21 protein-coding genes are annotated in these 23,618 nt (G+C 52.8%); 7 read left to right on the forward strand and 14 right to left on the reverse strand.

Going from position 1 to position 23,618, the window contains the following annotated elements; translation table 11 throughout:
* Window positions 1–31: 31 nt before the first annotated feature.
* The 5 genes from fdnG to ACMYSK_RS18960 all read left to right on the forward strand — a co-directional run bounded on the left by fdnG (window position 32) and on the right by ACMYSK_RS18960 (window position 6,671).
* Complete coding sequence (fdnG, locus tag ACMYSK_RS18940; RefSeq protein WP_434637742.1) at window positions 32–3,082, forward strand: formate dehydrogenase-N subunit alpha; 3,051 nt, start codon at window positions 32–34, stop codon at window positions 3,080–3,082.
* Between the two features lie 12 nt (window positions 3,083–3,094).
* Window positions 3,095–3,997, forward strand: coding sequence for a formate dehydrogenase subunit beta (fdxH, locus tag ACMYSK_RS18945; protein ID WP_434637745.1), 903 nt, complete (start codon window positions 3,095–3,097; stop codon window positions 3,995–3,997).
* Window positions 3,994–4,629 carry a formate dehydrogenase cytochrome b556 subunit gene (gene fdoI / locus ACMYSK_RS18950; protein WP_434637747.1) on the forward strand — a complete coding sequence of 212 codons (636 nt, stop codon included), beginning with the start codon at window positions 3,994–3,996 and terminating at the stop codon, window positions 4,627–4,629. The genes fdxH and fdoI overlap by 4 nt, the downstream gene beginning before the upstream one ends.
* Window positions 4,626–5,555, forward strand: coding sequence for a formate dehydrogenase accessory protein FdhE (gene fdhE / locus ACMYSK_RS18955; RefSeq protein ID WP_434637749.1), 930 nt, complete (start codon window positions 4,626–4,628; stop codon window positions 5,553–5,555). The genes fdoI and fdhE overlap by 4 nt, the downstream gene beginning before the upstream one ends.
* Before the next feature lie 192 nt (window positions 5,556–5,747).
* Window positions 5,748–6,671, forward strand: coding sequence for an alpha/beta hydrolase (locus ACMYSK_RS18960; protein WP_434637751.1), 924 nt, complete (start codon window positions 5,748–5,750; stop codon window positions 6,669–6,671).
* 15 nt (window positions 6,672–6,686) lie between these two features.
* Here the strand turns inward: ACMYSK_RS18960 and fabY are convergent, their stop codons facing one another.
* The 10 genes from fabY to yihU all read right to left on the reverse strand — a co-directional run bounded on the left by fabY (window position 6,687) and on the right by yihU (window position 16,367).
* Entirely contained in the window at window positions 6,687–7,628 is a 942-nt protein-coding gene (gene fabY, locus ACMYSK_RS18965) for a fatty acid biosynthesis protein FabY (RefSeq protein ID WP_434637752.1), read from the reverse strand.
* 44 nt (window positions 7,629–7,672) lie between these two features.
* Window positions 7,673–8,110: a D-aminoacyl-tRNA deacylase gene (dtd, locus tag ACMYSK_RS18970; RefSeq protein WP_434637754.1), complete on the reverse strand. Its 438-nt coding sequence runs from the start codon at window positions 8,108–8,110 to the stop codon at window positions 7,673–7,675.
* A 2-nt stretch (window positions 8,111–8,112) separates the two neighbouring features.
* Window positions 8,113–8,967 (reverse strand): virulence factor BrkB family protein, encoded by an 855-nt coding sequence (locus ACMYSK_RS18975; RefSeq protein ID WP_434637756.1) that lies wholly within the window; start codon window positions 8,965–8,967, stop codon window positions 8,113–8,115.
* A 2-nt stretch (window positions 8,968–8,969) separates the two neighbouring features.
* On the reverse strand, window positions 8,970–9,560 hold the full coding sequence (gene yihX / locus ACMYSK_RS18980; RefSeq protein WP_434637758.1) for a glucose-1-phosphatase: 591 nt from the start codon (window positions 9,558–9,560) through the stop codon (window positions 8,970–8,972).
* A 109-nt stretch (window positions 9,561–9,669) separates the two neighbouring features.
* Window positions 9,670–10,557, reverse strand: coding sequence for an aldose 1-epimerase (locus tag ACMYSK_RS18985; RefSeq protein WP_434637760.1), 888 nt, complete (start codon window positions 10,555–10,557; stop codon window positions 9,670–9,672).
* Window positions 10,547–11,914, reverse strand: a complete 1,368-nt coding sequence (locus ACMYSK_RS18990; protein ID WP_434644205.1) for an MFS transporter — start codon at window positions 11,912–11,914, stop codon at window positions 10,547–10,549. The genes ACMYSK_RS18985 and ACMYSK_RS18990 overlap by 11 nt, the downstream gene beginning before the upstream one ends.
* Window positions 11,915–12,016: 102 nt before the next feature.
* On the reverse strand, window positions 12,017–13,447 hold the full coding sequence (locus ACMYSK_RS18995) for an MFS transporter (protein WP_434637762.1): 1,431 nt from the start codon (window positions 13,445–13,447) through the stop codon (window positions 12,017–12,019).
* Window positions 13,448–13,517: 70 nt separating this feature from the next.
* Complete coding sequence (locus tag ACMYSK_RS19000; RefSeq protein WP_434637763.1) at window positions 13,518–14,531, reverse strand: zinc-dependent alcohol dehydrogenase; 1,014 nt, start codon at window positions 14,529–14,531, stop codon at window positions 13,518–13,520.
* A 32-nt stretch (window positions 14,532–14,563) separates the two neighbouring features.
* On the reverse strand, window positions 14,564–15,451 hold the full coding sequence (locus tag ACMYSK_RS19005; protein ID WP_434637765.1) for an aldolase: 888 nt from the start codon (window positions 15,449–15,451) through the stop codon (window positions 14,564–14,566).
* 25 nt (window positions 15,452–15,476) lie between these two features.
* Window positions 15,477–16,367, reverse strand: coding sequence for a sulfolactaldehyde 3-reductase (gene yihU / locus ACMYSK_RS19010; protein ID WP_434637766.1), 891 nt, complete (start codon window positions 16,365–16,367; stop codon window positions 15,477–15,479).
* Between the two features lie 172 nt (window positions 16,368–16,539).
* Between yihU and ACMYSK_RS19015 the strand changes: the two genes are divergently transcribed.
* Both ACMYSK_RS19015 and ACMYSK_RS19020 read left to right on the forward strand, forming a co-directional pair.
* Complete coding sequence (locus tag ACMYSK_RS19015; RefSeq protein ID WP_434637768.1) at window positions 16,540–17,436, forward strand: sugar kinase; 897 nt, start codon at window positions 16,540–16,542, stop codon at window positions 17,434–17,436.
* A 39-nt stretch (window positions 17,437–17,475) separates the two neighbouring features.
* The gene (locus ACMYSK_RS19020; RefSeq protein WP_434637770.1) at window positions 17,476–18,279 is read left to right on the forward strand and encodes a DeoR/GlpR family DNA-binding transcription regulator; all 804 of its coding nucleotides are present in this window, start codon (window positions 17,476–17,478) and stop codon (window positions 18,277–18,279) included.
* 91 nt (window positions 18,280–18,370) lie between these two features.
* On the opposite strand, the gene ACMYSK_RS19025 is transcribed toward ACMYSK_RS19020, so the two are convergent.
* The 4 genes from ACMYSK_RS19025 to typA form a co-directional block, all read right to left on the reverse strand.
* Entirely contained in the window at window positions 18,371–19,639 is a 1,269-nt protein-coding gene (locus ACMYSK_RS19025; RefSeq protein ID WP_434637772.1) for an MFS transporter, read from the reverse strand.
* A 104-nt stretch (window positions 19,640–19,743) separates the two neighbouring features.
* Window positions 19,744–20,724 carry a sugar phosphate isomerase/epimerase family protein gene (locus ACMYSK_RS19030; RefSeq protein ID WP_434637774.1) on the reverse strand — a complete coding sequence of 327 codons (981 nt, stop codon included), beginning with the start codon at window positions 20,722–20,724 and terminating at the stop codon, window positions 19,744–19,746.
* A 7-nt stretch (window positions 20,725–20,731) separates the two neighbouring features.
* The gene (locus tag ACMYSK_RS19035; RefSeq protein ID WP_434637776.1) at window positions 20,732–21,442 is read right to left on the reverse strand and encodes a GntR family transcriptional regulator; all 711 of its coding nucleotides are present in this window, start codon (window positions 21,440–21,442) and stop codon (window positions 20,732–20,734) included.
* 208 nt (window positions 21,443–21,650) lie between these two features.
* Window positions 21,651–23,474, reverse strand: coding sequence for a ribosome-dependent GTPase TypA (typA, locus tag ACMYSK_RS19040; protein WP_434637778.1), 1,824 nt, complete (start codon window positions 23,472–23,474; stop codon window positions 21,651–21,653).
* Between the last annotated feature and the right edge of the window lie 144 nt (window positions 23,475–23,618).

The following is a 23,618-nucleotide window of genomic DNA, read 5'->3' on the forward strand; positions in this document are numbered from 1 at the left end:
CATGTGACAATGTCGATACAAGGAGTGAACCATGCAGGTCAGCAGAAGGCAGTTCTTTAAGATCTGCGCTGGCGGTATGGCAGGCACAACGGCTGCAACGCTGGGCTTTGCCCCTGCGATTGCGCTCGCGGAGACCCGGCAATATAAACTGCTGCGTACCCGTGAAACCCGTAACACCTGTACGTACTGTTCTGTCGGTTGTGGGCTGTTAATGTATAGCCTCGGCGACGGTGCAAAAAACGCCAAAGCATCCATCTTTCATATCGAAGGTGACCCTGACCATCCGGTCAACCGTGGTGCGCTCTGCCCGAAAGGGGCCGGTCTGGTCGACTTTATCCATTCAGAAAGTCGCCTGAAATTCCCGGAATATCGTGCGCCAGGCTCCGATAAGTGGCAGCAAATCAGCTGGGACGACGCGTTCGATCGCATCGCGAAGCTGATGAAAGAAGACCGCGATGCCAACTTTATTGCCAAAAATGACGCAGGCACGACCGTCAACCGCTGGTTGACCACCGGTATGCTGTGCGCTTCGGCTTCCAGTAACGAAACCGGTTATTTAACGCAGAAATTCACCCGCGCGCTCGGTATGCTCGCGGTCGACAACCAGGCGCGCGTCTGACACGGACCAACGGTAGCAAGTCTTGCTCCAACATTTGGTCGCGGTGCGATGACCAACCACTGGGTTGACATTAAAAACGCCAACCTGATCGTGGTGATGGGCGGTAATGCCGCTGAAGCGCACCCGGTAGGGTTCCGCTGGGCGATGGAAGCCAAAATCCACAACGGTGCGAAGCTGATTGTTATCGACCCACGCTTTACGCGTACTGCGTCGGTAGCCGACTTCTATACTCCAATTCGTTCCGGTACTGACATTACCTTCCTGTCAGGCGTCATTCTGTATCTGCTGAATAACGAAAAATTCAACCGCGAGTACACCGAAGCCTATACCAACGCCAGCCTGATCGTGCGTGAGGATTACAGCTTCGATGACGGGTTGTTCAGCGGCTATGACGCGGCGAACCGCAAATACGATAAGACCAGCTGGAACTATGAGCTGGACGAAAACGGCTTCGCCAAACGCGACACGACGCTGCAACATCCGCGCTGCGTATGGAACCTGCTGAAACAGCACGTTTCCCGCTATACCCCGGAGGTTGTGGAGAATATCTGCGGCACGCCGAAAGCCGACTTCCTGAAAGTCTGCGAGTACATCGCTGAAACCAGCGCGCATGATAAAACGGCCTCGTTCCTCTATGCTCTCGGCTGGACGCAGCACTCTATCGGTGCGCAGAACATCCGTACCATGGCAATGATCCAGCTGCTGCTCGGTAACATGGGCATGGCCGGTGGCGGTGTGAACGCCCTGCGCGGCCACTCCAACATTCAGGGTCTGACCGACCTGGGGCTGCTGTCGCAGAGCCTGCCGGGCTATATGACGCTGCCGAGTGAGAAGCAGACCGACCTGCAAACCTACCTGGCCGCCAACACGCCGAAACCGCTGCTGAAAGATCAGGTGAACTACTGGGGCAACTACCCGAAATTCTTCGTCTCGATGATGAAGGCCTTCTTTGGCGATAAAGCTACGGCAGAGAACAGCTGGGGCTTCGACTGGCTGCCGAAGTGGGATAAAGGTTACGACGTCCTGCAGTACTTCGAGATGATGAACCAGGGCAAGGTCAATGGCTATATTTGCCAGGGCTTTAACCCGGTAGCCTCTTTCCCGAACAAAAACAAAGTCGTTGCTTCGCTGTCGAAACTGAAGTTCCTGGTGACTATCGATCCGCTCAACACCGAGACGTCCACCTTCTGGCAAAACCACGGTGAATCGAACGATGTCGATCCGTCAAAAATCCAGACCGAAGTCTTCCGTCTGCCCTCCACCTGCTTCGCCGAAGAGAACGGTTCCATCGTGAACTCCGGACGCTGGCTACAGTGGCACTGGAAAGGCGCGGACGCCCCGGGGATTGCGGCTACCGATGGTGAGATCCTGGCCGGCATCTTCCTGCGTCTGCGGAAAATGTACGCCGAAACCGGCGGCCCGGTACCGGAACCGGTACTGAATATGACCTGGAACTATGCCACGCCACATGAGCCCGCGTCGGAAGAAGTGGCGATGGAGAGCAACGGCAAGGCGCTGGCAGATATTACCGACCCTGCCACCGGCGCAGTGATTGTGAAAAAAGGGCAGCAGCTCAGTTCCTTTGCTCAACTGCGCGACGACGGTACAACGTCCAGCGGCTGCTGGATCTTCGCCGGGAGCTGGACGCCGGACGGGAACCAGATGGCACGCCGCGATAATGCCGACCCGTCAGGGCTGGGTAATACGCTGGGCTGGGCCTGGGCATGGCCACTCAACCGTCGCATTCTGTATAACCGCGCCTCCGCGGACCCGCAGGGTAAACCGTGGGATCCGAAACGCCAGCTGCTGAAATGGGACGGCGCAAAATGGGGCGGCGTGGACATTCCGGACTACAGTGCCGCCGCACCGGGCACCGACGTCGGGCCGTTTATCATGCAGCCCGAAGGTATGGGTCGCCTGTTTGCCATTGATAAGATGGCGGAAGGTCCGTTCCCGGAACACTACGAGCCGTTTGAAACGCCTCTGGGCACCAACCCGCTGCACCCGAATGTCATCTCTAACCCTGCTGCTCGCGTCTTTAAAGGCGATCTTGAGCAGATGGGTAAAGCGGATAAGTTCCCGTATGTTGGCACCACCTATCGTCTCACCGAGCACTTCCACTACTGGACCAAGCACGCGCTGCTCAATGCAATTGCCCAGCCGGAACAGTTCGTGGAAATCGGCGAGAAGCTGGCGAACAAGCTCAACATCGCGCATGGCGATACCGTTCGCGTCTCCTCCAACCGCGGCTACATTAAAGCCAAGGCGGTGGTGACCAAGCGTATTCGCACGCTGAAGGTGGATGGTAAGGATATCGATACCATCGGTATTCCTATTCACTGGGGCTATGAAGGGGTGGCGAAGAAAGGCTTTATCGCCAACACGCTGACACCGTTTGTCGGCGATGCGAACACGCAAACGCCGGAGTTTAAAGCCTTCCTCGTGAACGTGGAAAAGGTGTAACGGAGACGACTTATGGCTTATCAATCGCAAGACATTATTCGTCGTTCCGCGACTAACGGTTTCACTCCCGCGCCTCAGGCGCGGGACCACCAGCAGGAAGTCGCGAAGCTAATCGACGTCACCACCTGTATTGGCTGTAAAGCCTGTCAGGTCGCCTGTTCAGAATGGAATGATATCCGTGATGAAGTCGGCAGCAACGTCGGGGTGTACGATAACCCCGCGGATCTGACCGCGAAATCGTGGACGGTCATGCGCTTTTCGGAAGTGGAGCAGAACGACAAGCTGGAATGGCTTATCCGTAAGGATGGCTGCATGCACTGCGCCGATCCGGGCTGCCTGAAGGCCTGTCCGTCAGAAGGCGCTATCATTCAGTATGCCAACGGTATCGTCGATTTTCAGTCCGAACAGTGCATCGGCTGCGGCTACTGCATTGCAGGCTGTCCGTTCAACGTGCCGCGCCTCAATCCGGAAGACAACCGCGTCTACAAATGTACGCTGTGCGTAGACCGTGTCACCGTTGGCCAGGAACCGGCATGCGTGAAAACGTGTCCGACGGGCGCCATCCACTTCGGATCCAAAGAGGATATGAAAGTGCTGGCAGGTGAGCGCGTTGCCGAGCTGAAAACTCGCGGTTATGACAATGCGGGTCTGTACGATCCGGCCGGCGTTGGCGGAACGCACGTGATGTACGTGCTGCACCATGCCGACAAGCCGAATCTGTATCACGGTCTGCCAGAAAACCCGGAAATCAGCGCGACAGTGAAGTTCTGGAAAGGCATCTGGAAACCGCTCGCGGCGGTAGGATTTGCCGCGACCTTCGCAGCCAGTATCTTCCACTATGTCGGTGTCGGTCCGAACCGTGCGGAAGAGGAAGAAGACAACCTGCATGAAGAGAATGACGAGGTGCGCAAATGAAAAGACGTGACACCATCGTGCGCTACACGGCGCCGGAACGCATCAACCACTGGGTCACCGCCTTCTGCTTCATGCTGGCGGCGATAAGCGGACTGGGATTCTTTTTCCCGTCCTTCAACTGGCTGATGCAAATCATGGGCACTCCACAACTGGCGCGTATTCTGCACCCGTTTGTCGGTGTCATTATGTTTGCCTCATTTATCATCATGTTTTTCCGCTACTGGCACCATAACCTAATCAATCGGGATGATATCTTTTGGGCGAAGAATATTCGTAAGATCGTCGTCAACGAGGAAGTGGGTGACACCGGGCGCTATAACTTCGGTCAGAAATGCGTATTCTGGGCGGCGATTATTTTCCTGGTTCTGCTGCTGGTAAGCGGTGTGATCATCTGGCGTCCGTATTTTGCGCCTGCGTTCTCAATCCCGGTAATCCGATTAGCGTTAATGCTGCATTCATTTGCCGCAGTTGCCCTAATTGTGGTTATCATGGTGCATATTTACGCCGCCCTGTGGGTGAAAGGCACCATTACCGCGATGGTGGAAGGCTGGGTTACCAATACATGGGCGAAGAAACATCACCCTCGCTGGTACCGAGAAGTTCGCCAGAAACAGGAAAAAAAGACTGAATGAGTATTCGCATAATCCCGCAAGATGAGCTGGGTTCGAGCGAGAAACGCACGGCGGAGTACATTCCGCCGTTACTGTTCCCCAGGCTGAAAAATCTTTATAACCGCCGTGCAGAGCGTCTGCGTGAGCTGGCTGCCAGCAACCCGCTTGGCGACTATCTGCGCTTTGCTGCGCTCATTGCTCACGCCCAGGAAGTGGTGCTCTACGACCATCCGCTACAGATGGATCTGACCGCCCGCATCAAAGAAGCGAACGATCAGGGCAAGCCGCCGCTGGATATTCACGTGCTGCCGCGCGATAAGCACTGGCACAAACTCCTGCACTCGCTGATTGCCGAGCTGAAGCCAGAGATGAGCGGCCCGGCGCTGGCCGTGATCGAAAACCTCGAGAAGGCCTCTGAGCAGGAGCTGGAGCTGATGGCAAGCGCTCTGTTCGTCTCCGACTTTGCGTCGGTCAGCAGCGACAAAGCGCCGTTTATCTGGGCTGCGCTGTCGCTCTACTGGGCACAGATGGCAAGCCTGATCCCTGGCAAAGCGCGCGCCGAATACGGCGAGCAGCGCCAGTATTGCCCGGTTTGCGGCTCGATGCCGGTATCCAGCATGGTGCAAATTGGCACCACGCAGGGTTTGCGCTACCTGCACTGCAACCTGTGCGAAACCGAATGGCACGTCGTGCGCGTGAAATGCAGCAACTGCGAACAGAGCCGCGATTTGCACTACTGGTCGCTGGATAACGAACAGGCGGCCATTAAGGCCGAAAGCTGCGGCGACTGTGGGACTTACCTGAAGATTCTGTATCAGGAAAAAGACCCGAAAGTGGAAGCCGTCGCGGACGATCTTGCCTCGCTGGTGCTGGACGCACACATGGAGCAGGAAGGCTTCGCCAGAAGCTCTATCAACCCGTTCATGTTCCCGGGTGAAGGGGAGTAAATCAGCTCTCATGTCGGGCGGCACACGCTGCCCGACTCACCCATTTCACCACAATCCCCTTCTTTGCATCAGCCGTGAACTTCACTTTTGCGAGCCGCTATCCATCATCCACCCGCCATCAGAAACGCCATTTTCTTTTGCCCCAAACCAGGCTATAACACTGTATGCCCATACAGTTTAAAGGAGTAAAAAATGGCGTTGGAAAAAGGTATTGCAGAGCAGGTTCAGGCCTTTATCGATGCGGGTCGCCCCGCTTCGCGAGAGCAACATATTGATGACCGGAGAAACGGCTATATCGCCAGCACGGTCCTGGCCGGCGAGACGGAAACCCGCGTACAGGTGGACGATATCACTCTCGAAGGCATGAACTTTCGCGTGGTATCGCCGCAGAATGCGGCCGGTACGCTGCCTGCCGTTATTTACTATCACGGCGGCTGCTTTATCAGCGGCGGTTTCGCGACCCACGATAAACAGCTGCGGCAGCTGGCGTATACAAGCGGCTGCCGGGTGATTGCCGTGCAGTACCGGCTGGCACCCGAGCATACCTTTCCTGCCGCACACGATGATGCGGAACGCGGAGCCCGGATAATCCGGCGCCATGCGGAGCAGCTTGGGGTGGATGCCTCACAAATTACCCTTGCCGGCGATAGCGCGGGTGGCCACCTGGCGCTCGTGACCGCACTACGGCTGAAAGCCGTGCAAGGCTGGCAACCGGCGCAGCTGATTCTGATTTATCCCATGCTGGATGCTACCGCAGCTTCTGCAAGCTATATCAGCAACGGCAGTGATTACATCATCACCCGGGATACGCTGCTGAGCGGCTACGAAATGTACCTGGTTTCCACACCTTTAACGCACCCGGAGGCCAGCCCCCTGTGGCGTAACGACTTCAGCGGCCTGCCGCCCGTGCACATCCTTACCGCCGAATATGATCCGCTACGTGATGAAGGTGAAGCGCTGTACCAACGGATGATCGAACAGAACGTGGCCTGTACCTGCCAGCGCTATTCTGGCGTGATTCATGGTTTCTTTCAGCTGGGCGGTATCAGTGCTGCGGCGCGCGATGCTATGGGAGATGTCGCCTGGCGAGTCCGTTCACCAGGTCGGTCGATATAATCGATACGGCGGGAATTACTCTTCTTCGTTCCCGCCCTCTTCATACGAACCAAACGGCTTCGCGGGCAGAACGATGTAAATACCTTCAAAAATAGCGCCCAGGCTGTCACCGCCAAACAGCTCAACCTGCAGCTGGACGCGAGCTTTACGTCCGCGCGCCAGGCGGTCGAGATCGCCGCTGAGCGAACCCAGGTCGGCCACGGCGCTCGGGCGGCCGCTAATCGGCTGGCTGTAGCGTATATGGGCATCGGCGAGAATAATCGTGCCCCCCAGATGCCGTTCACGCAACATTAACCAGATTAACCCCCAGCCGGTCAGCGTTGCCTGGGAGAACAGGCTTCCGGCAAACAGGGTATGGTGCGGGTTCTGGTTACCGGCTTCGGGCATCGTCGTGATGAATTTTTTCCCGGTGTACTGCTGGATGCGTACGCCCATTTTTTCGCTGAGCGGAATATGCTGATACCAGGCCTGCTGCAGCTGTCCGCACCAGTCGCCGCGGTGCAGGATGTCGTCCAGCGAGGCAATGGGTTTAATCATCAGAAAATGGCGAACGGGCGTGGTGGTTGGCGTGGTAATCTCGCCCTGGTTAACAAAACCGAGCTTGGCAAAGAAGTCCATCGCATCTTCGCGAGCGCTACAGGTTACGCGCTTAACCCCTTCCTGACGGGCTACGGACTCCAGCGTCATCGCCATCAGCGTCCCCAGCCCTTTATCCTGCACCGACGGGTGAACGGCCATAAAGCGAATAGAAGCCTCGTTCTCCGCATTGATATATAGCCGCCCGACGGCAACGAGATTGCCTTCTTCATCGACCACCATCTGGTGATGTGCCATTGCATCCCAGGCGTCACGCTCCGATCCTTTGGGCTGATGAAGCGGCTTGCGCAGCATCTCCCAGCGGAACTGATAGTAGCTCTCGAGTTCGTCTTCTGTTTGCGGTACACGAAGGTGATACATAGCTGTACTCTCTTTTGTTACCCGCAGCCGGCCCGGAAGCTGGCTCATACCTGCAACCAAAAGGTCACAGGACCATCATTCACCAGTGAGACCTGCATATCCGCAGCGAATCTCCCGGTTTGTGTGTTCATTTCCTGCTGGCGGCAGCGCTCGACAAAGTAGTCATACAGCGCTTGCGCTCTGTCAGGAGCGGCCCCTTTGGAAAAGCTCGGGCGCATGCCGCGTTCGGTATCCGCAGCCAGCGTAAACTGTGAGACGACCAGAACACTGCCGCCGGCCTGCTGCACATTCAGGTTCATTTTTCCTTCGGCGTCGCTGAAAATACGATAGCCAAGCACGCGTTCGCACAGGCGATTCGCGTTTTGCTCATCATCGTCTTTCTCGACGCCCAACAGGACCAGAAGCCCCGGGCCGATTTCACCCGTCACTTCGCCCTCCACGGTTACGCTTGCACGGGATACGCGCTGAATTAATGCAATCATAGTTATTCTGTTTCTTCTTTTTTAAGTTTGCGGTATTCCTCGAGAGTGACAGTAATTTCTGCCCCAAGCAAGACGATACACCACGTCCAGTACACCCAGACAAACAAAATCGGCACCACGGCAATGACGCCATAAATCAGCTGGTACGACGGAAATGCCGTGATATATAAGGCAAACGCTTTTTTGCCCGCCTCGAATAGCAGCGCCGCCACCAGCGACCCGACGATCGCATCGCGATTGCGTACCTGAGTCGTCGGTACAATGCTGTAGAGCAGCCAAAACGCCGCCCACGATAGAATCAGCGGGAAGATACGCAGCACATCATCAATCACGCTGTTCAGTTCGCTTGCCCAGCGCAGCGACAGTAGATAGGAGCTGATAGCCAGGCTCGCCCCCGCCAGCAGCGGCCCCAGCGTCAGAATCATCCAGTAAACGGCAAAAGAGTAAATTTTGGGCCGGGTACGCGCGCTACGCCAGATGGTGTTCAGCGCGCTATCAATCGAATACATCAGCAGCAGCGACGTCACGATCAGTCCAAAAGCCCCGACGGCCGTCATCCGACTGGAGTTCGCGACAAACTGTTCGATGTACCCCTGGATAACATCCCCCGTTGCCGGGATGAAGTTGGCAAAGATAAAGTGGCGAATCTGCCCGCTGACCTCAGAAAACATCGGAAATGCCGAGAACAGCGCAAAGACAACGGCAATCAGCGGTACCAGGGAGAGTAACGACACGTAGGCGAGGTTCCCCGCCAGCGTCGTCATATTATCTTCATCAATACGCCGCCAGAGCAGCTTTATCCAGGCCATCAGGGGCCGGATACGATGCCTTGCTTTTTGATGAACGGTTTTGAGCATAGTTATTTCGCAAAGTAGGCGGGGATAGTCTCCTTTCCGGTCACCAAAATACTGGTTATCCCCAACAGGTTAGCTCCCGCTATATTATCGGCGTTATCGTCAAAAAAGACCGTATCTTCAGCAGAAAAACCTTCCGACTGCAGAACGCTTTGATAGATCCGCGCCTCGGGCTTGCGCATTCCCATCTCCTGGGAAAGATAGATATGGTCAGCAGCGGCCCGGACCTGCGGATATTCATCCGGCCAGAAAGTGGTATGCAGGCGGTTGGTATTCGACAGGACAACCACGCGGTGCCCCTGCTCACGCAGTTTTTGCATGATGGCGGTCACTTCCGGGCGCAGGGCGACAAAAACAGCCTGCCAGCCGTGGGAGAACTGCTCGTAGCTCAGCGGCATATTCATTTCATGGCACATCGCTTCGGCAAAGGCTTCGTCGCTAATTTCACCACGTTCGTGCTGATGGAACGCCTCGCCCATGGTGAAATGCTGCTTGAGCGTTGCCAGCGGGATGCGGCTCAAATCGCTCCATGTCCCAAGTACCCGGTTGAAGTCGATGTCGACAATCACATTACCTAAATCAAAGATATAGAGCATTTTTGTCTCCTTCCGCGCCATGAAAGATTAACTGTAGCGGGAAAGAGGGTGTTTGACTACGGAGTTAAAAGCAGAAAACACCCGCCCTGAGTCGGGTGTTTATCGAGGATCATAAAATTTCTTTAAAAGACCAGCGTGTTTCAATGATCTGCGGAGCGTCTGGAGCGACAAACTGCGGTGAATGGTTAATCGCATTCGGCGCCTGAGTGATGGGATTAACACATGTTGCATCAGGCTGTTTATCAAACACAACCAGGCTTTGCGCGGGTGATGTCATCACCATATTCAGCTTGCCAGGCCACTGCAATCGGACATTAACCCCGGAAGAAAATCCAAAACAATCGTCCCATGGGCCCGGCTGAGGGGATATCCTATTGCCCGTCGGTAACTCATTGCTCCCCGCCTCTTCTTGCCAGTCGGCGTTAAAGATGACCTGTAACTCGTCATCCGTATTCAAATCAAGCCGTTTAGCAAACCACGGATGCCAGCCAGCAGACGCAGGAAATGTTTCCGATGCTGAACGGATTTCAAGACGCAGAATGACGCTATCTTCTTCAATTTTCAGCGTTTGCAATACTTCCCCTTGCCAGGGCCAGGGTGAATCCAGCGGCATACGCAGCGTCAGCGCCTCCGCTTTATGCTCGACAATTTCCCATGTTGAATAACAGGCCATCCCGTGCAAGGCATGCGGAGGTTTATTCGCCGGCAAAGTATAGCGTTTACCTCCTACGTTAAGCGTCGCATCGCCCAGCCGCCCAGCCCAGGGCACCATCGGAAAACAGCCATACTGAAACGCCCTTCGCTGCGGAGCCCACTGCCGCAAGACCTCAAAACCAAACGCCTGTAGCGATGTCATCCTGGCGCCGTCATGCGGATAGACCTTGAGCCGAATATGACCATGCTCCAGTGAAACGGCCTTGCCTTCTGGCCCTGGCCAGGGGGCGTCAAAAGCGCGCTGTAGCGCGAGATGATGCAGATTATTTCCTTCAGTTTTCATGTGATTGTTCTCGGATATAGCGGTAAGAAGTTAATGGTTTCTTCGTGTCTTTTTTATTGTTTGAATGTGGCTCGATAAGCCAGACACAGATGAATGAAAGAGTTGAAACTACAAACAGGAACAGTGCGACATACCACGGTTTCCCCTCACCTAAAGCCAACAGGCTGGAAGCAATCAGGGGGCTTAACCCCCCGAGAATGGCAGAAAATTGGTAGGCAAATGAAAGACCGGTGTAACGGACCCGAATACCAAACATGCGGGTAAATAGCGTGGGCTGCACGGCAAACATCATGGTTGGCCCAAGGTTATAGCCCAGGATCATACTGCACCAGATGATCGGGGTACTTTTCGTGTCCAGTAAAAAGAAGAAAGGAAAGGCAAAAAGGACGCAGAAACCCGCGCCAAATAAGTACATTTTCCGCTGCCCAATACGATCGGAGATCCACCCCACCAAAGGGCAACACACAATGCCAATCGCCGACGCGATCAGCATCCCGGTTAATGGGATATCCCTTGATAACGCCAGCTGGCTGGAAATATAGACAATACCAAAGGCATTAATGATGTTTGACGAAACGCTCTCCGCCAGCCGGGCACCAAGTGCGAGAAGAATATTGCGCGGATGTTTACGAAAGAGCTCAATCAACGGCGGCGCGACTTTTTCATGTGATACCGACGGCTTCTGCTTTTTAAAATCCAGAGTCTCTTCGGTATGAAGACGGATAAACATCCCGACAATCAGCATTACGGCAGAAAGCCAAAATGGGATACGCCATCCCCAGGAAAGAAACTGCTCCTGGGTCAGAAAATGATTACAAAGCGCAAACACACCGGTTGCCAGCATAATTCCAACAGAAGCAGCGGTTTGTGGTAGAGCGCCTAAGAATCCGCGCTTTGCCTCAGGAGCCGACTCAATCGTCATTAATGCCGCTCCGCCATATTCTCCGCCAAGGCCAAAACCCTGGATCAGACGAAGAACCATCAGCGTGACGGGGGCCCAAATACCAATATCCTGATAGGTAGGAATAAAGCCAATTAAGAAGGTTGAAGTCCCTACGATACCCAGCGTCCAGATCAGCGTAATTTTTCGCCCAACTTTGTCACCGAAATGGCCAAAAACAATCCCGCCTAATGGACGGGTTAAAAAACCCACGCCAAAGGTTGCGAATGCGGCAATCAAACCAATAAAAGGATCGCTGTCAGGGAAAAACAGAGGAGCAAACACCAGTCCCGCAGCCGTGCCGAAAATAAAAAAATCGTACCATTCCATCAGAGCACCAGCGAAGCTCCCCATGACAACTCGTCTCATGGCCTTGCCGGATAGCCCTTCTCTCGGTATCGGTAATCTTTCAGACATCATTTTTCCTCTCCAGGTCGACGAGAGATGTGCTCAACAAAATGACTTCAAAAGGTGGAGAGCCTTCGGAGTAAACGCGTCGATATCAATCGACGCGTACGATCATTTCTCCAGTTCGGCCAGCACCTGAGCATCCTCAGCGTCCACATTCGCGCCAAGGGGTTCCCAGTTAATCAACACGCAAGTCAGGAATCCCAGGAAAGGCACAATTGCCAGCCAATAAAACGCCTCTGTTTTTAATGCGCCCCACAGCATAGGCCAGAAGATAAGCCCGGCAATGGCTCCGGTACGCATAATCGCTCGTGCGAATCCCACACCAGTTGGACGAATGCTGGGAGGATAGGAGAGGGTTGCGATAGTCATCCCTAAACCGCCAGGCCCTGCAGAATGGAAGAAAATGATGGCGCCCAATAAACCTAAAGAAAGCCATGGGTTGGTCGTCGCTAATGCGCCTAACGCCAGCAGGGCAATGGTCACTAAGGCAAATCCATACATCGACTGCAGACGTGTACCTAAGCGCTGAAGAATGAGTGAACCAATCAATCCACCGGTAATCCCGCAGAGTGCGTTCACAGCCGCAGAACCGGTTAGCGCTCCGGTCAATCCTCCACTCAATATCCCCGCAAGCGTCAGAGGCAGATAAACACCGACTGCGTTATATTGCCAGGCCTGCATGGTCGCCACAACGCAGCCTAAAATAGTGCGTTTACGATAGCGCGCGTTAAACAGGATGCCATACCCGCCGCGGAACTTACCTTCTGGCTTCACAGATGACGAACATTCTGATGATGGCGAAGCCACGCGAGCGTGAACGCCATAGCGGGCTGCCAGAATGCCGCAGGCTTCTTCATAACGCCCAACACGCGCAGCCCACATGGCGGACTCACCGATGAAGAAATAGCGCAGGATCATAATAATGACGGCGAAAATCGCCCCCGCGAAAATCCCATAACGCCACAGTTGTTCTTCAGCCACTCCGGACAGAAGTAACGGAAGCAATACAAGATAGACAACGGTTGTTGAGACGTACCATGCCATTTGCCAAAGGTTAACTGACGACCCGGTTTTCTTAGATGTGGAACCCCGCAGCTCCGCCACGGCGTTTGTTGCCAGAGGAAAATCAATGCCCAGGCCAAATCCCATGATCACGCGACATACCAGCACCCACCAGATGTTGGGGGCGATGGCGACGGCGGCGGCGCCTATCGTGCATAGTCCCATCCCGATGATAAACGCCCGCTTTTGACCAAAACGGTTAATCACCCGGTTTGCTAATAACCCACCGATCAGGGCCGCCACTAAAACAGAAGCGTTCACCGTTGCCGCAAGACCCGGTGAAATACCGAATTGAGCAGCAATGTATTTATTGCCAAATCCCACCATCGCCGCCTGATAAGCGTCAATGAGAATGCCACCCAGCGCGATAAAAATAACGCCGATGCTGGTATTAACAGCTGAGTTTTTATTAACAATATCAATCACGTCTTGGGGACGGCTGATTGAATAAGTTACAGGACTGGTGATTTGACTCATCGCAGTATCCTTTTTCATTGTTGTATGTAGGGTGGCGCTGCTGTTTTGCAGCGCCAGACAGAGGGTTACATCATTCAACCTCAGCAAACTGCAACATGACTTTTATGGAATCATTTTGTTGTGCACGTTCAAACGCCTTCGCCGCATCTTCGACCGGGAACAGATCTGTCACCAGTTCACGGGTGTCAAACTGGCCATCGGAGAGCCACCCAATCACCACGTCAAAATCCTCGGGGATGTACATGCCTGAATTCAGCAAATCCCGTTCAAAACGCTGCATCATAGGGAGAGGAATTTCACGAGGGCCGCTCGGCACCCCCATGCATACCACCGTCCCTCCGGCATAGACGCGAGTGCAGGCATCATTTAGCGTTGCCTGAGCAGCTACCACATCGATCGCTCCCGTAAAGCGAACCTGCGGATCAAGCTCGCCGGGAGCCCAGACTTCAGCTGCACCAAGCTTTAATGACAACGCTCGTTTGGCGGCATCGGGTTCAATAACGGTAATTTTCCCCGCGCCCATAATGCGGAGTGCCTGAACGATGGATAAGCCGATGGTCCCTGCACCAATCACCAACACGCTCTCCAGTGAGGCTTTCGGCATACGATTAACACAGTGGCGCGCACAGGCGGCCGGTTCGGCGAACGCCAGCACTTTCAGAGGCAGGGAGGCAGGTGCAACATGGCAGTTTCTCGCCGGTACAATATGCTGCGAACGAGCAAACCCTGGTGCACGGAAACCCGCAACCTGTGGAGGCTCGCACAGATTAAAGCGGCCTGCTTTACAGGCACGACATTCCATACACGCCATAATGGGGTCGACGACAACATGGTCACCCGGTTTAACCTCTTTGACCTCACTACCGACTTCCGTTACGCGTGCAGCAATTTCATGTCCTGGGACAACAGGGGGTTTAGCAAACGGGTGTCCCCCCTTCAGCACATGCAGGTCAGACCCGCAAATTCCATAGAATACCGGTGCAATACGAACTTCATGGGGTTTGAGTTCCTGGTGTGGCACTTCAACATACTGGGTCGTGACGCTCCCAATATCAGAAAATAAAACCTGGGTAATTTTATCCATTGTCATTCTCCAAATTCGTTATGAACCGGTGATTAGCGTTGAGCAATACCTTCATCAACGATTTCAGCTAAACGCTGCAGGCGTGGAACGGAAACATCACGCAGCATCGTTTGCGGATCCTGAGCGCCAATGACCGAAGCCCACACGGCTCGCCCGGCCAGGAACCCTGAGGCCCCCGCTTTCATTGCAATGCGAACCGCACGACCAAAAATATCCGCCTCAACGCCCGAGGAGAGAATGACCCAGGGCATCTTCATTTGATCATTCAGTTTCTGGCACGCGGCGAGTAACGTCGGTTCATCACCCTTACCGCCTAACGGCATTTCTGCTTTATAGAGGTCGGCGCCGGTGTTCCCGAGTTCTGCTGCCGCGGCAACAATGGCGCCTTCGCGGTCAAACTCCCAACCACAGCGAGGAGGACGCACCACCGGTTCAATAATACTGACCAGCCCGGCACTACGGCAGCGTTCAACGAACTCATTCACCATCGACAGGCGTACTTGCGCAGGTTCATCTTCACGCCACAGCACCAACAGTTTCATTGCCTTTGCGCCCATCTGGCGCGCCTGATGAGGGTCAATAGCTTTATCAATTTCAACGCTGTCTACCGGGATACCATTACCAGGGACAAAACGATCGGCAGCGACAATCAGGCCGCATGAATCAGCCACCGCACCCTGTGACACGATCTGATCCAGGCAAAACTGCTTATCGGCAAGGACCGCAGAAGCATAGGGGGACAAAATGCGCGTCGCAGAGACTTTAAAATCAGTTAAAACGCTATCCGCTACCGGTTTAGCATGCCCGGAAGCCGCAAACATCAAACGCATTGCTTCACGCTGATCGACGGCCAACATGGCAAATCCACCGCCAGGGCGAGAAATATCTTTCAGGGTGTACGGGTTATTGTGGGAAGACATAGTAACTCCTGTGAACGTTTAGAATTTAAAATGAGTCCGGGCGGCCAGCCTGCTGACGAACCAGGGATAACAGCGCACTCCAGTCCTGGCGACCCCGGCCACTCTCGCTGGCGCTGGCATAATACGTTTCTGCCGCAATCCCCATGCTGAGCGGCGCTCCGGTCTGACCGGCGACATCAACAGCGATACGCAAATCTTTCAACGCCAGATCCACCATAAATGCGGGAGAAAGATCCCCTTTCAGCACTTTTCCTGGCCAGGTTGTGGTGAAGTGGCCTTTGCCTGCCGCCGTACCGCTCATGACTTTGATGGCCACATCCAGACTTAAGCCTAATGACTCGCAAAGCACGGCAGCCTCCGCAGACAGTGCGTTTAGCGCGATGCTCATGTAGTTGTTAATCAACTTGACGCGGATCCCCATCCCCGGGCCACCCGCTTCGACCAGCTCAGATCCCATGCACAACAGGATTGGGCGCGCACGCTCCACTTGTTCTGACGTTCCTCCTGCCAGAATCAGCAAAGTGCCATCGATAGCATTAACGGAAGTTCTGCCCACGGGCGCATCCATCATGCTGATGCCTTTTTCTTTCATTGCGTCGAGGAGTGCATCGGTTTGCAGCGGATGAATCGTGGACATATCGATTACCAGCGCATCATGAGATACCGATTCACAGACGCCGGATTCACCCAGTAACACTTGCCGAACAATGTCGCCATTTGGCAGCATCGTGATGACAAACTCAGCGCCTTGTGCTGCTTCGGCCGGGGTTCCGGCTGCGATGGCCCCCTTCTGAACTAACGCATTAACGGCTTGCTGATTGACGTCGAAAACACGCAAAGCATGCCCTTTTTGCAACAGATTGTTGGCCATTGGGCTGCCCATCTGGCCCAATCCCAAAAATGCGATGGTCGTCATGAACGATCTCCTGTCTTAGGTTGACAAAAAATTACAACAAAAAAAGAAAATTCCGTCTGTTTTTGAGCATATTTGTAATTTATGATTAAAAACACGACCCGCATCACTAATTTGATCATTTATGTCATTAGAATGAACAAAAGAAGACAAAATCACACAGGACAAGTCAGATATGATCAGAATTGCATGCGTTGGAATCACCGTTCAGGATCGCATTTACTCTCTGGAGAGCCTTCCGGAGGATGGCGGCAAATATCAGGCAAGCCAGTATCTGGAGACGGGAGGAGGCCCGGCGGCGACAGCAGCGGTTGCTATTGCCAGGCTCGGAGCTGAAGTTGACTTTATTGGCCGCGTGGGTGACGACAGTTGTGGAGATACCTTGCTTACCGAGCTGCAAAACTGGGGAGTGAATACGTCACTTTGTCGCCAGTATCCTCATGCCCGCTCTTCACAATCCGCCATTCTCGTTGATCATCAGGGAGAGCGAATCATCGTTAACTACCCGAGCCCGGATCTGAAGACCGATGCACAATGGCTGGAATCAATCGATTTTACGCGTTACGACATCGTCCTGGCCGATGTCCGTTGGCATGAAGGGACAGAGAAAGCCTTTACGCTGGCACGTGCGGCAGGCGTCACAACGCTGCTGGATGCGGATATGACGCCGCAGGATATTACCCCACTGGTTGCACTTGCCGATCATGCCGTTTTCTCTACGCCAGGTCTGGAACGAATGACCGGGCAAAAGAGCGCCGAACAGGGTTTGTATCTGGCCGCTAAGCACACTGATGGCCAGGTGTATGTCACTCTGGGTAGTGAAGGGTCTTTATGGATTGAAGATGATCATCCGTGTCAACTGCCCGGATTCTCTGTGGATGTGATCGATACTACCGGCGCTGGCGATGTTTTTCACGGTGCAATGGCCCTCGCGTTAGCAGAAAAAATGCCTACAATTCAAGCTATTCGTTTTGCCAGCGCGGTAGCAGCGATGAAATGCACACGCGCAGGAGGTCGAGCCGGCATTCCTAATCGTGAGCAAACTGAATCATTTTTGTCACTTTATGCGTAAAATAGTGAACATTTACAGGGGCAGAGTACAGGAGTATTCATGAGCATCATCGAGATTACCGGTAACCCACGGCACGATCAGCTCGTCCACTATATTGCGGAACGAGGCTACATGAATATCGAAGAACTGGCGCAGCTGCTGGATGTATCCACGCAAACTGTCCGCCGGGATATTCGTAAACTGAGTGAGCAAGGGTTAATTACCCGTCACCATGGCGGGGCCGGAAGAGTATCAAGCGTCATGAATACGGCCTTTGAGCAGCGCGAACTGTCGCTTACTCAGGAAAAGCAAGCTATTGCGGAAGCCGTTGCTGATTACCTTCCTGAACGTTGCACCGTTTTTATTACGATAGGAACCACCGTCGAAGCCGTTGCCAGGGCGTTGCTCAATCGCCACGATTTACGCATCATCACGAACAGTCTTCGTGTCGCACAAATCTTGTATAAAAACCAGGATATTGAAGTCATGGTGCCTGGGGGAACGCTGCGGGCACATAATGGCGGCATCGTAGGTCCTGGCGCGGTGAGTTTTATTGAAGGGTTCAGAGCGGACTATTTAATTACCAGCATTGGGGCGATTGAGCATGACGGGACACTGCTGGAGTTCGACGTCAATGAAGCCCAGGTCGCCAAAACAATGATTGAACATGCGCGTAATACGCTATTAGTTGCCGACCATACTAAATTTTCTGCCTCCGCAGCCGTCTCCATCGGCAACGCACGTAAAGTTCGGGCATTTTTCACCGATGCTCCGCCGCCAAACTCATTTAAGCAGCTGATGAGTGAGGAAAATGTTGAGCTGGTCATTGCCGAGCAGGATATATCCCGGGATATCAGCGAGTAAAAATCTCTCTTCTACCGGGGAAAAATAGTAACAAAGCCGCAGAAACCTGCGGCTTTCGCTATTCAACATCCTGAGGTTTCACGCCCTGACGTTATGCCTCAGCGGCCTCTAACGCCCGCTTTCGTTGGCTAATCCGCTTCACCAGCAAGACGGATGCAACGGCGCCGCAGAACGCAAAGCAGGCCATGATACCAAAGACAATTTTGTATCCCAGAATGCCTGGATTGAGGTCCAGGATATAGCCGTAGAGGCTGAAACAGAACATTGCAGGGGCATAGCCGATAAAGCTACCGAGTGCCATGGCGGCGCCGGTCTGACTTTCCGCAATTTTCGCTTCACCAATTGGCGCAAAGAAGACCGCGCGCTGAGTAAAGACGATCGCCCCAAAGCCCAATGTGCAAGCCATTCCCAGATAAACCGGCATGCTTTCATGCGGGAGCAGAATCAGGACCACCAGCGCAGCCGTACTGATAAAAAAGGTGTAGCACAAATATTTACTCGGGGATTTCAGTATTTTATCCGAGATAATCCCGCCAACGGGACCACCGATCATCTTCAGACAGTACTGGTTAATAATGCCGTAAGCCCCCACCAGCGCGACCGGTAGAAGATAAATGTTTTTCAGGAATGGAATAAAGAAAGTCAGTCCGCAATAAACGGCGTAAACAAAAAAGACGTTGAACGCAATCAGCCATATTGTTTTATCTTTCAATACGGAAGACATACTGGTGTTTTTCTTCTCTTCATGCTGGCAGTCGACGGCGGCTGTTTTAACATCATCATCGTCCTGATTAAGCACAAAGAAGATAATGACCCCGACGCTAATAACAATGATGGAATAAAACCAGATCCCGGCTTTAAACCCTAACAGGCCACTTCCGAACCAGGCAAAAACCGCCAGTGCAGAAAAAGCGACGATAGTATCAACAATACCGCGGCCGGTTTCAAAGAAGCCAAATAGCCGGCCCTGCTGCTCACTATTTCCCAGACGGCTGACGGACTTTAATAATACTGGCCAGTTCATCATGTCACAGGTGACACCAAATAGCGCCCAGACGAAGAGAATACCCCAGTACCCCGGCATTGTTGTCAGATAGATACCTAGCAGCCCGGTGGCGATAAGCGAGAATGACATGGTGTATTTGCGCGGTAATTTATCGGCAAAATAGATTGAAAGAAAAAAACCAATCGTCGTTACAAATGAGTTAACGGACATGGCATTCCCAATCTGACCATTGGTCAAATGAAAATATTCCTGCATCGGTATATAGAAAGCATCTTTTAGCGAAGGCAGTTTATAAATCGTACCGCCACACAACGTCAATAAGCTAAAGAGTGCCCATTTCTTTCTTGTGAGCATGTGATTCCTTAATGATTTTATAATCATTTCGTTTTAAAAGGAAAAAGAACCCTGGCCACGCCTGCCGGGTGGCATATCGAAAAATAAAAGATCAGAGCTTAAAATTAAGATTTGATAATGTGGCTGGCCTCACTTTTTATTTGCTGGAGCGTTGTTCTGACAAATGCTAACTGTTGAAGAGCATCCGCTTTTTCTTTCAGTAACCGAGTTTCCAGCTGTGAGGTCTCAGGTAAAGGCGTTTCACTCATTTCTCGCCACGGGATCCACGGATTATCACCTTCATCAGCAAAGCGGAACGCCGGGGCAAAGTAGTCCACCTCTTCTTCCAGACCGTAGGCAACCACTTGAGGATGCTTATCACCAAGGCAAATTAGCCTGGTGAGCAACTCTTTAAACGGCATATCCCCTTGTCCGGAGATGCAGGCCTGATGCCCGAGACCGTTATCCTGATTAACAATCAGGGCATCTTTAATATGAACCTGAGTAATAAAGGGAGACATCGTCTCTAATGCATTAAGCGGATGTTCGTTGGCATTGATCATATTCGCAAAATCAAACAGAAGAGAAAGCGAAGACATATCACTCTGTTCGATTAATGCATTCAGTTCGTGGCTTTTCAGGTCCTCATGCTGCTCAAGAGTAAACGTCAGCCCACTATCCTGATAACGCTCTTTAATATACTGAATATCAAGAGCGATTTTCGGTAGTACGTCCTGTAAATGCCCTTCATAGCGAGGATAAAATCTAACAGAGGTGGCACCGGTTTTTAATGCGATATATGTTGCATGGTCGATGGCAGGTTTATCTGAGGAGCTGGTTTCTATATGAACATCAAGCTGTAACTTTTTCGCTTTTTCTGAAAACTCGCCAAGCTCCGCGTCACTCATCTTACCTAAAGAGCGTGTTTCACCATCCAGAACATGAATTTTCACACCGCGCAGATTATTTTTATGCGCAATATCTAATAAATCACCGGGTAATATGCGTTCAAGCCGCATATTAAGGTGATATGCATAGGCGTGAAGATAAAGGGGGAGGTTATCTACACGCGCGAGAATTTTTTCTGCATCGTATTGAGTTAGCATAACGTACCTACAAGTTAATAAAGAGATCTACAGCTTCGAACCGCCAGTATTCAAGATCTATCTGAATAATATTGCCGTCACCGTCAGCCCGATGCTTTTCAATAAGAATGGCCGGCATGCCAGAAGAACCGCCAATAAATTTACTGATATCACCGGACAGTCGGATTGGTTTAAACACCAGCTTTTTGGTTACGACGTCCTTTTGGTACTCATTTTTCCAGACGGAGGAGAAAGATTGATTTTCAAGCTGTTCGATAAACCCTGGCGCGACATTCGGGTTAATAAAGGTTTCGTGATAAAAAACTTTATGCCCTTCCAGTGCCCCCCAACCGGTAATGAGGTAAAGCTCATCTGATACCGTTGTCGCCAGAAGCGGCTGTGCGGCCTCGGGGTAGTTTGCCGTACGGCTCTTTTCAATAAATCCCCAGGAAGGTTCCCGGCCTTGTTCTAGCGCAGCACGCTGAAAACTGGCTGACAGCTCCGGGCTATAGTTAAAACGAGGCTGGGTCACGAACCACCCCTTCCGGTCTTTACGGAAGATGCGTGATTCTGCTTCCAGGCTTAAAAGCGCCTGCCGCAGGGTCATACGCTTAATGCCCAACAGCTCGCCTAATTCTCTTTCTGAGGGGAGCTTACCGCCAGGCGCGGTTATTCCTTCCTTCAGCCAGTGGTCTAATTTTTCTTTCGCATTTTCGACGGTAGACAGATTTGTTGTCATTGTTTAACCCAGTTGGTTTAAACCAGTTCATGAATCTTACTCTGACGCGCAAAAAAAAAGCAATATCTACGTTATTCTTTGGGGATAAATGTGACCAGCCTCTCTCCGAAACGGAAGCGGCTATTTGCTGACGCTGGGCGGGTATGGTGCAGGGCAAAAAAAAACCCCGCCATAAAGGCGGGGTCCAGGCATCGACAAGAAGTGCGAATTACTCTTCTTTCGCACCGCGCATAGCGCGTTTACGATCGTTCTCAGTCAGATGGCGCTTACGGATACGGACAGAAGTCGGAGTCACTTCGACCAGTTCGTCGTCATCGATGAACTCCAGAGCCTGCTCCAGGGTCATTTTCAGCGCCGGAACCAGCGTAGTTGCTTCATCAGTACCGGAAGCACGCATGTTGGTCAGTTTCTTACCGGTCAGGCAGTTTACAGTCAGGTCGTTAGAACGACTGTGAATACCGATGATCTGACCTTCATAAACTTCAGCACCGTGGCCCAGGAACAGCTTACCGCGGTCCTGCAGGCTGAACAGTGCAAACGCAACCGCTTTACCCTGACCGTTGGAGATCAGTACGCCGTTCTGACGCTGACCCACATCACCCGCACGAACGTCGTCGTAGTGGCTGAAGGTGGAGTACAGCAGACCGGTACCGGAAGTCATGGTCATGAACTCAGAACGGAAGCCGATCAGGCCACGGCTTGGGATCACGTAGTCGAGACGTACGCGGCCTTTGCCATCTGGATTCATGTTTTTCAGGTCGCCTTTACGCTCACCCAGAGCCTGCATGACAGAACCCTGATGCTGCTCTTCAACGTCCAGCGTTACGTTTTCGAACGGCTCTTGTTTACGGCCGTCGATTTCGCGGAAGATAACTTTCGGACGGGAAACCGCCATTTCGAAACCTTCACGACGCATGTTTTCGATCAGAACAGACAGGTGCAGTTCGCCACGACCAGAAACGCGGAATGCATCAGCATCCGGAGTTTCTTCAACGCGCAGCGCCACGTTATGCACCAGTTCTTTGTTCAGACGGTCAAGAATCTGACGGGAGGTAACGTACTTACCTTCTTTACCACAGAACGGAGAGGTGTTAACGCAGAAGAACATGGATACGGTCGGCTCATCGACTGACAGCGCCGGCAGCGCTTCAACATTCTGCGGATCGCAGATGGTGTCAGAGATGTTCAGTTCGCCCAGACCGGTGATCGCGATGATATCGCCTGCTTCTGCGATGTCACTGTCGATACGCTCCAGACCCAGATGGGTCAGAACTTTACCGACTTTACCGTTACGGGTTTTGCCTTCGCTATCAACGATAGTGACCTGCTGGTTTGGCTTCACTTTGCCGCGTTTGATGCGGCCGATGCCAATTACGCCAACGTAGTTGTTGTAATCCAGCTGGGAGATCTGCATCTGCAGCGGGCCATCCAGGTCCACGTTCGGAGCCGGTACGCGATCGACGATGGTCTGATACAGCGGAGTCATATCATCAGCCATATCTTCATGATCCAGACCCGCGATACCGTTCAGCGCAGAAGCGTAAACGATCGGGAAGTCCAGCTGCTCATCAGTCGCATCAAGGTTAACGAACAGGTCAAATACCTGATCGACGACCCAGTCAGGGCGTGCGCCCGGACGGTCAACCTTGTTGATGACCACGATTGGCTTCAGGCCATGAGCAAATGCCTTCTTGGTTACGAAGCGCGTCTGCGGCATTGGGCCATCCATTGCGTCAACGACCAACAGAACGGAATCAACCATGGACATTACACGCTCAACTTCACCTCCGAAGTCGGCGTGCCCAGGGGTATCAACGATGTTGATACGGTAATCATTCCATTTGATAGCGGTGTTTTTCGCGAGGATGGTAATCCCACGCTCTTTCTCCAAATCGTTGGAGTCCATCACTCGCTCTTGAGTTTCGGCACGCGCATCGAACGTACCGGATTGCTGCAGCAGCTTATCAACCAGGGTAGTTTTACCATGGTCAACGTGCGCGATGATGGCGATATTACGCAAATTTTCGATCACAACTTTGCCTCAGGCATTTAGAAATAGCGCGTTATTGTACACGGATTAATCGCAGTACAAAACAGGATCACAAACATCCTCCACAAACAAGTATTGCAGAGTTTCTTTGTGATCGCTTTCACGGAGCGTTAAAAGGGTTATTAA

It is taken from the genome of Klebsiella sp. I138 (assembly GCF_051131765.1).
Taxonomy (GTDB): Bacteria; Pseudomonadota; Gammaproteobacteria; order Enterobacterales; family Enterobacteriaceae; genus Klebsiella.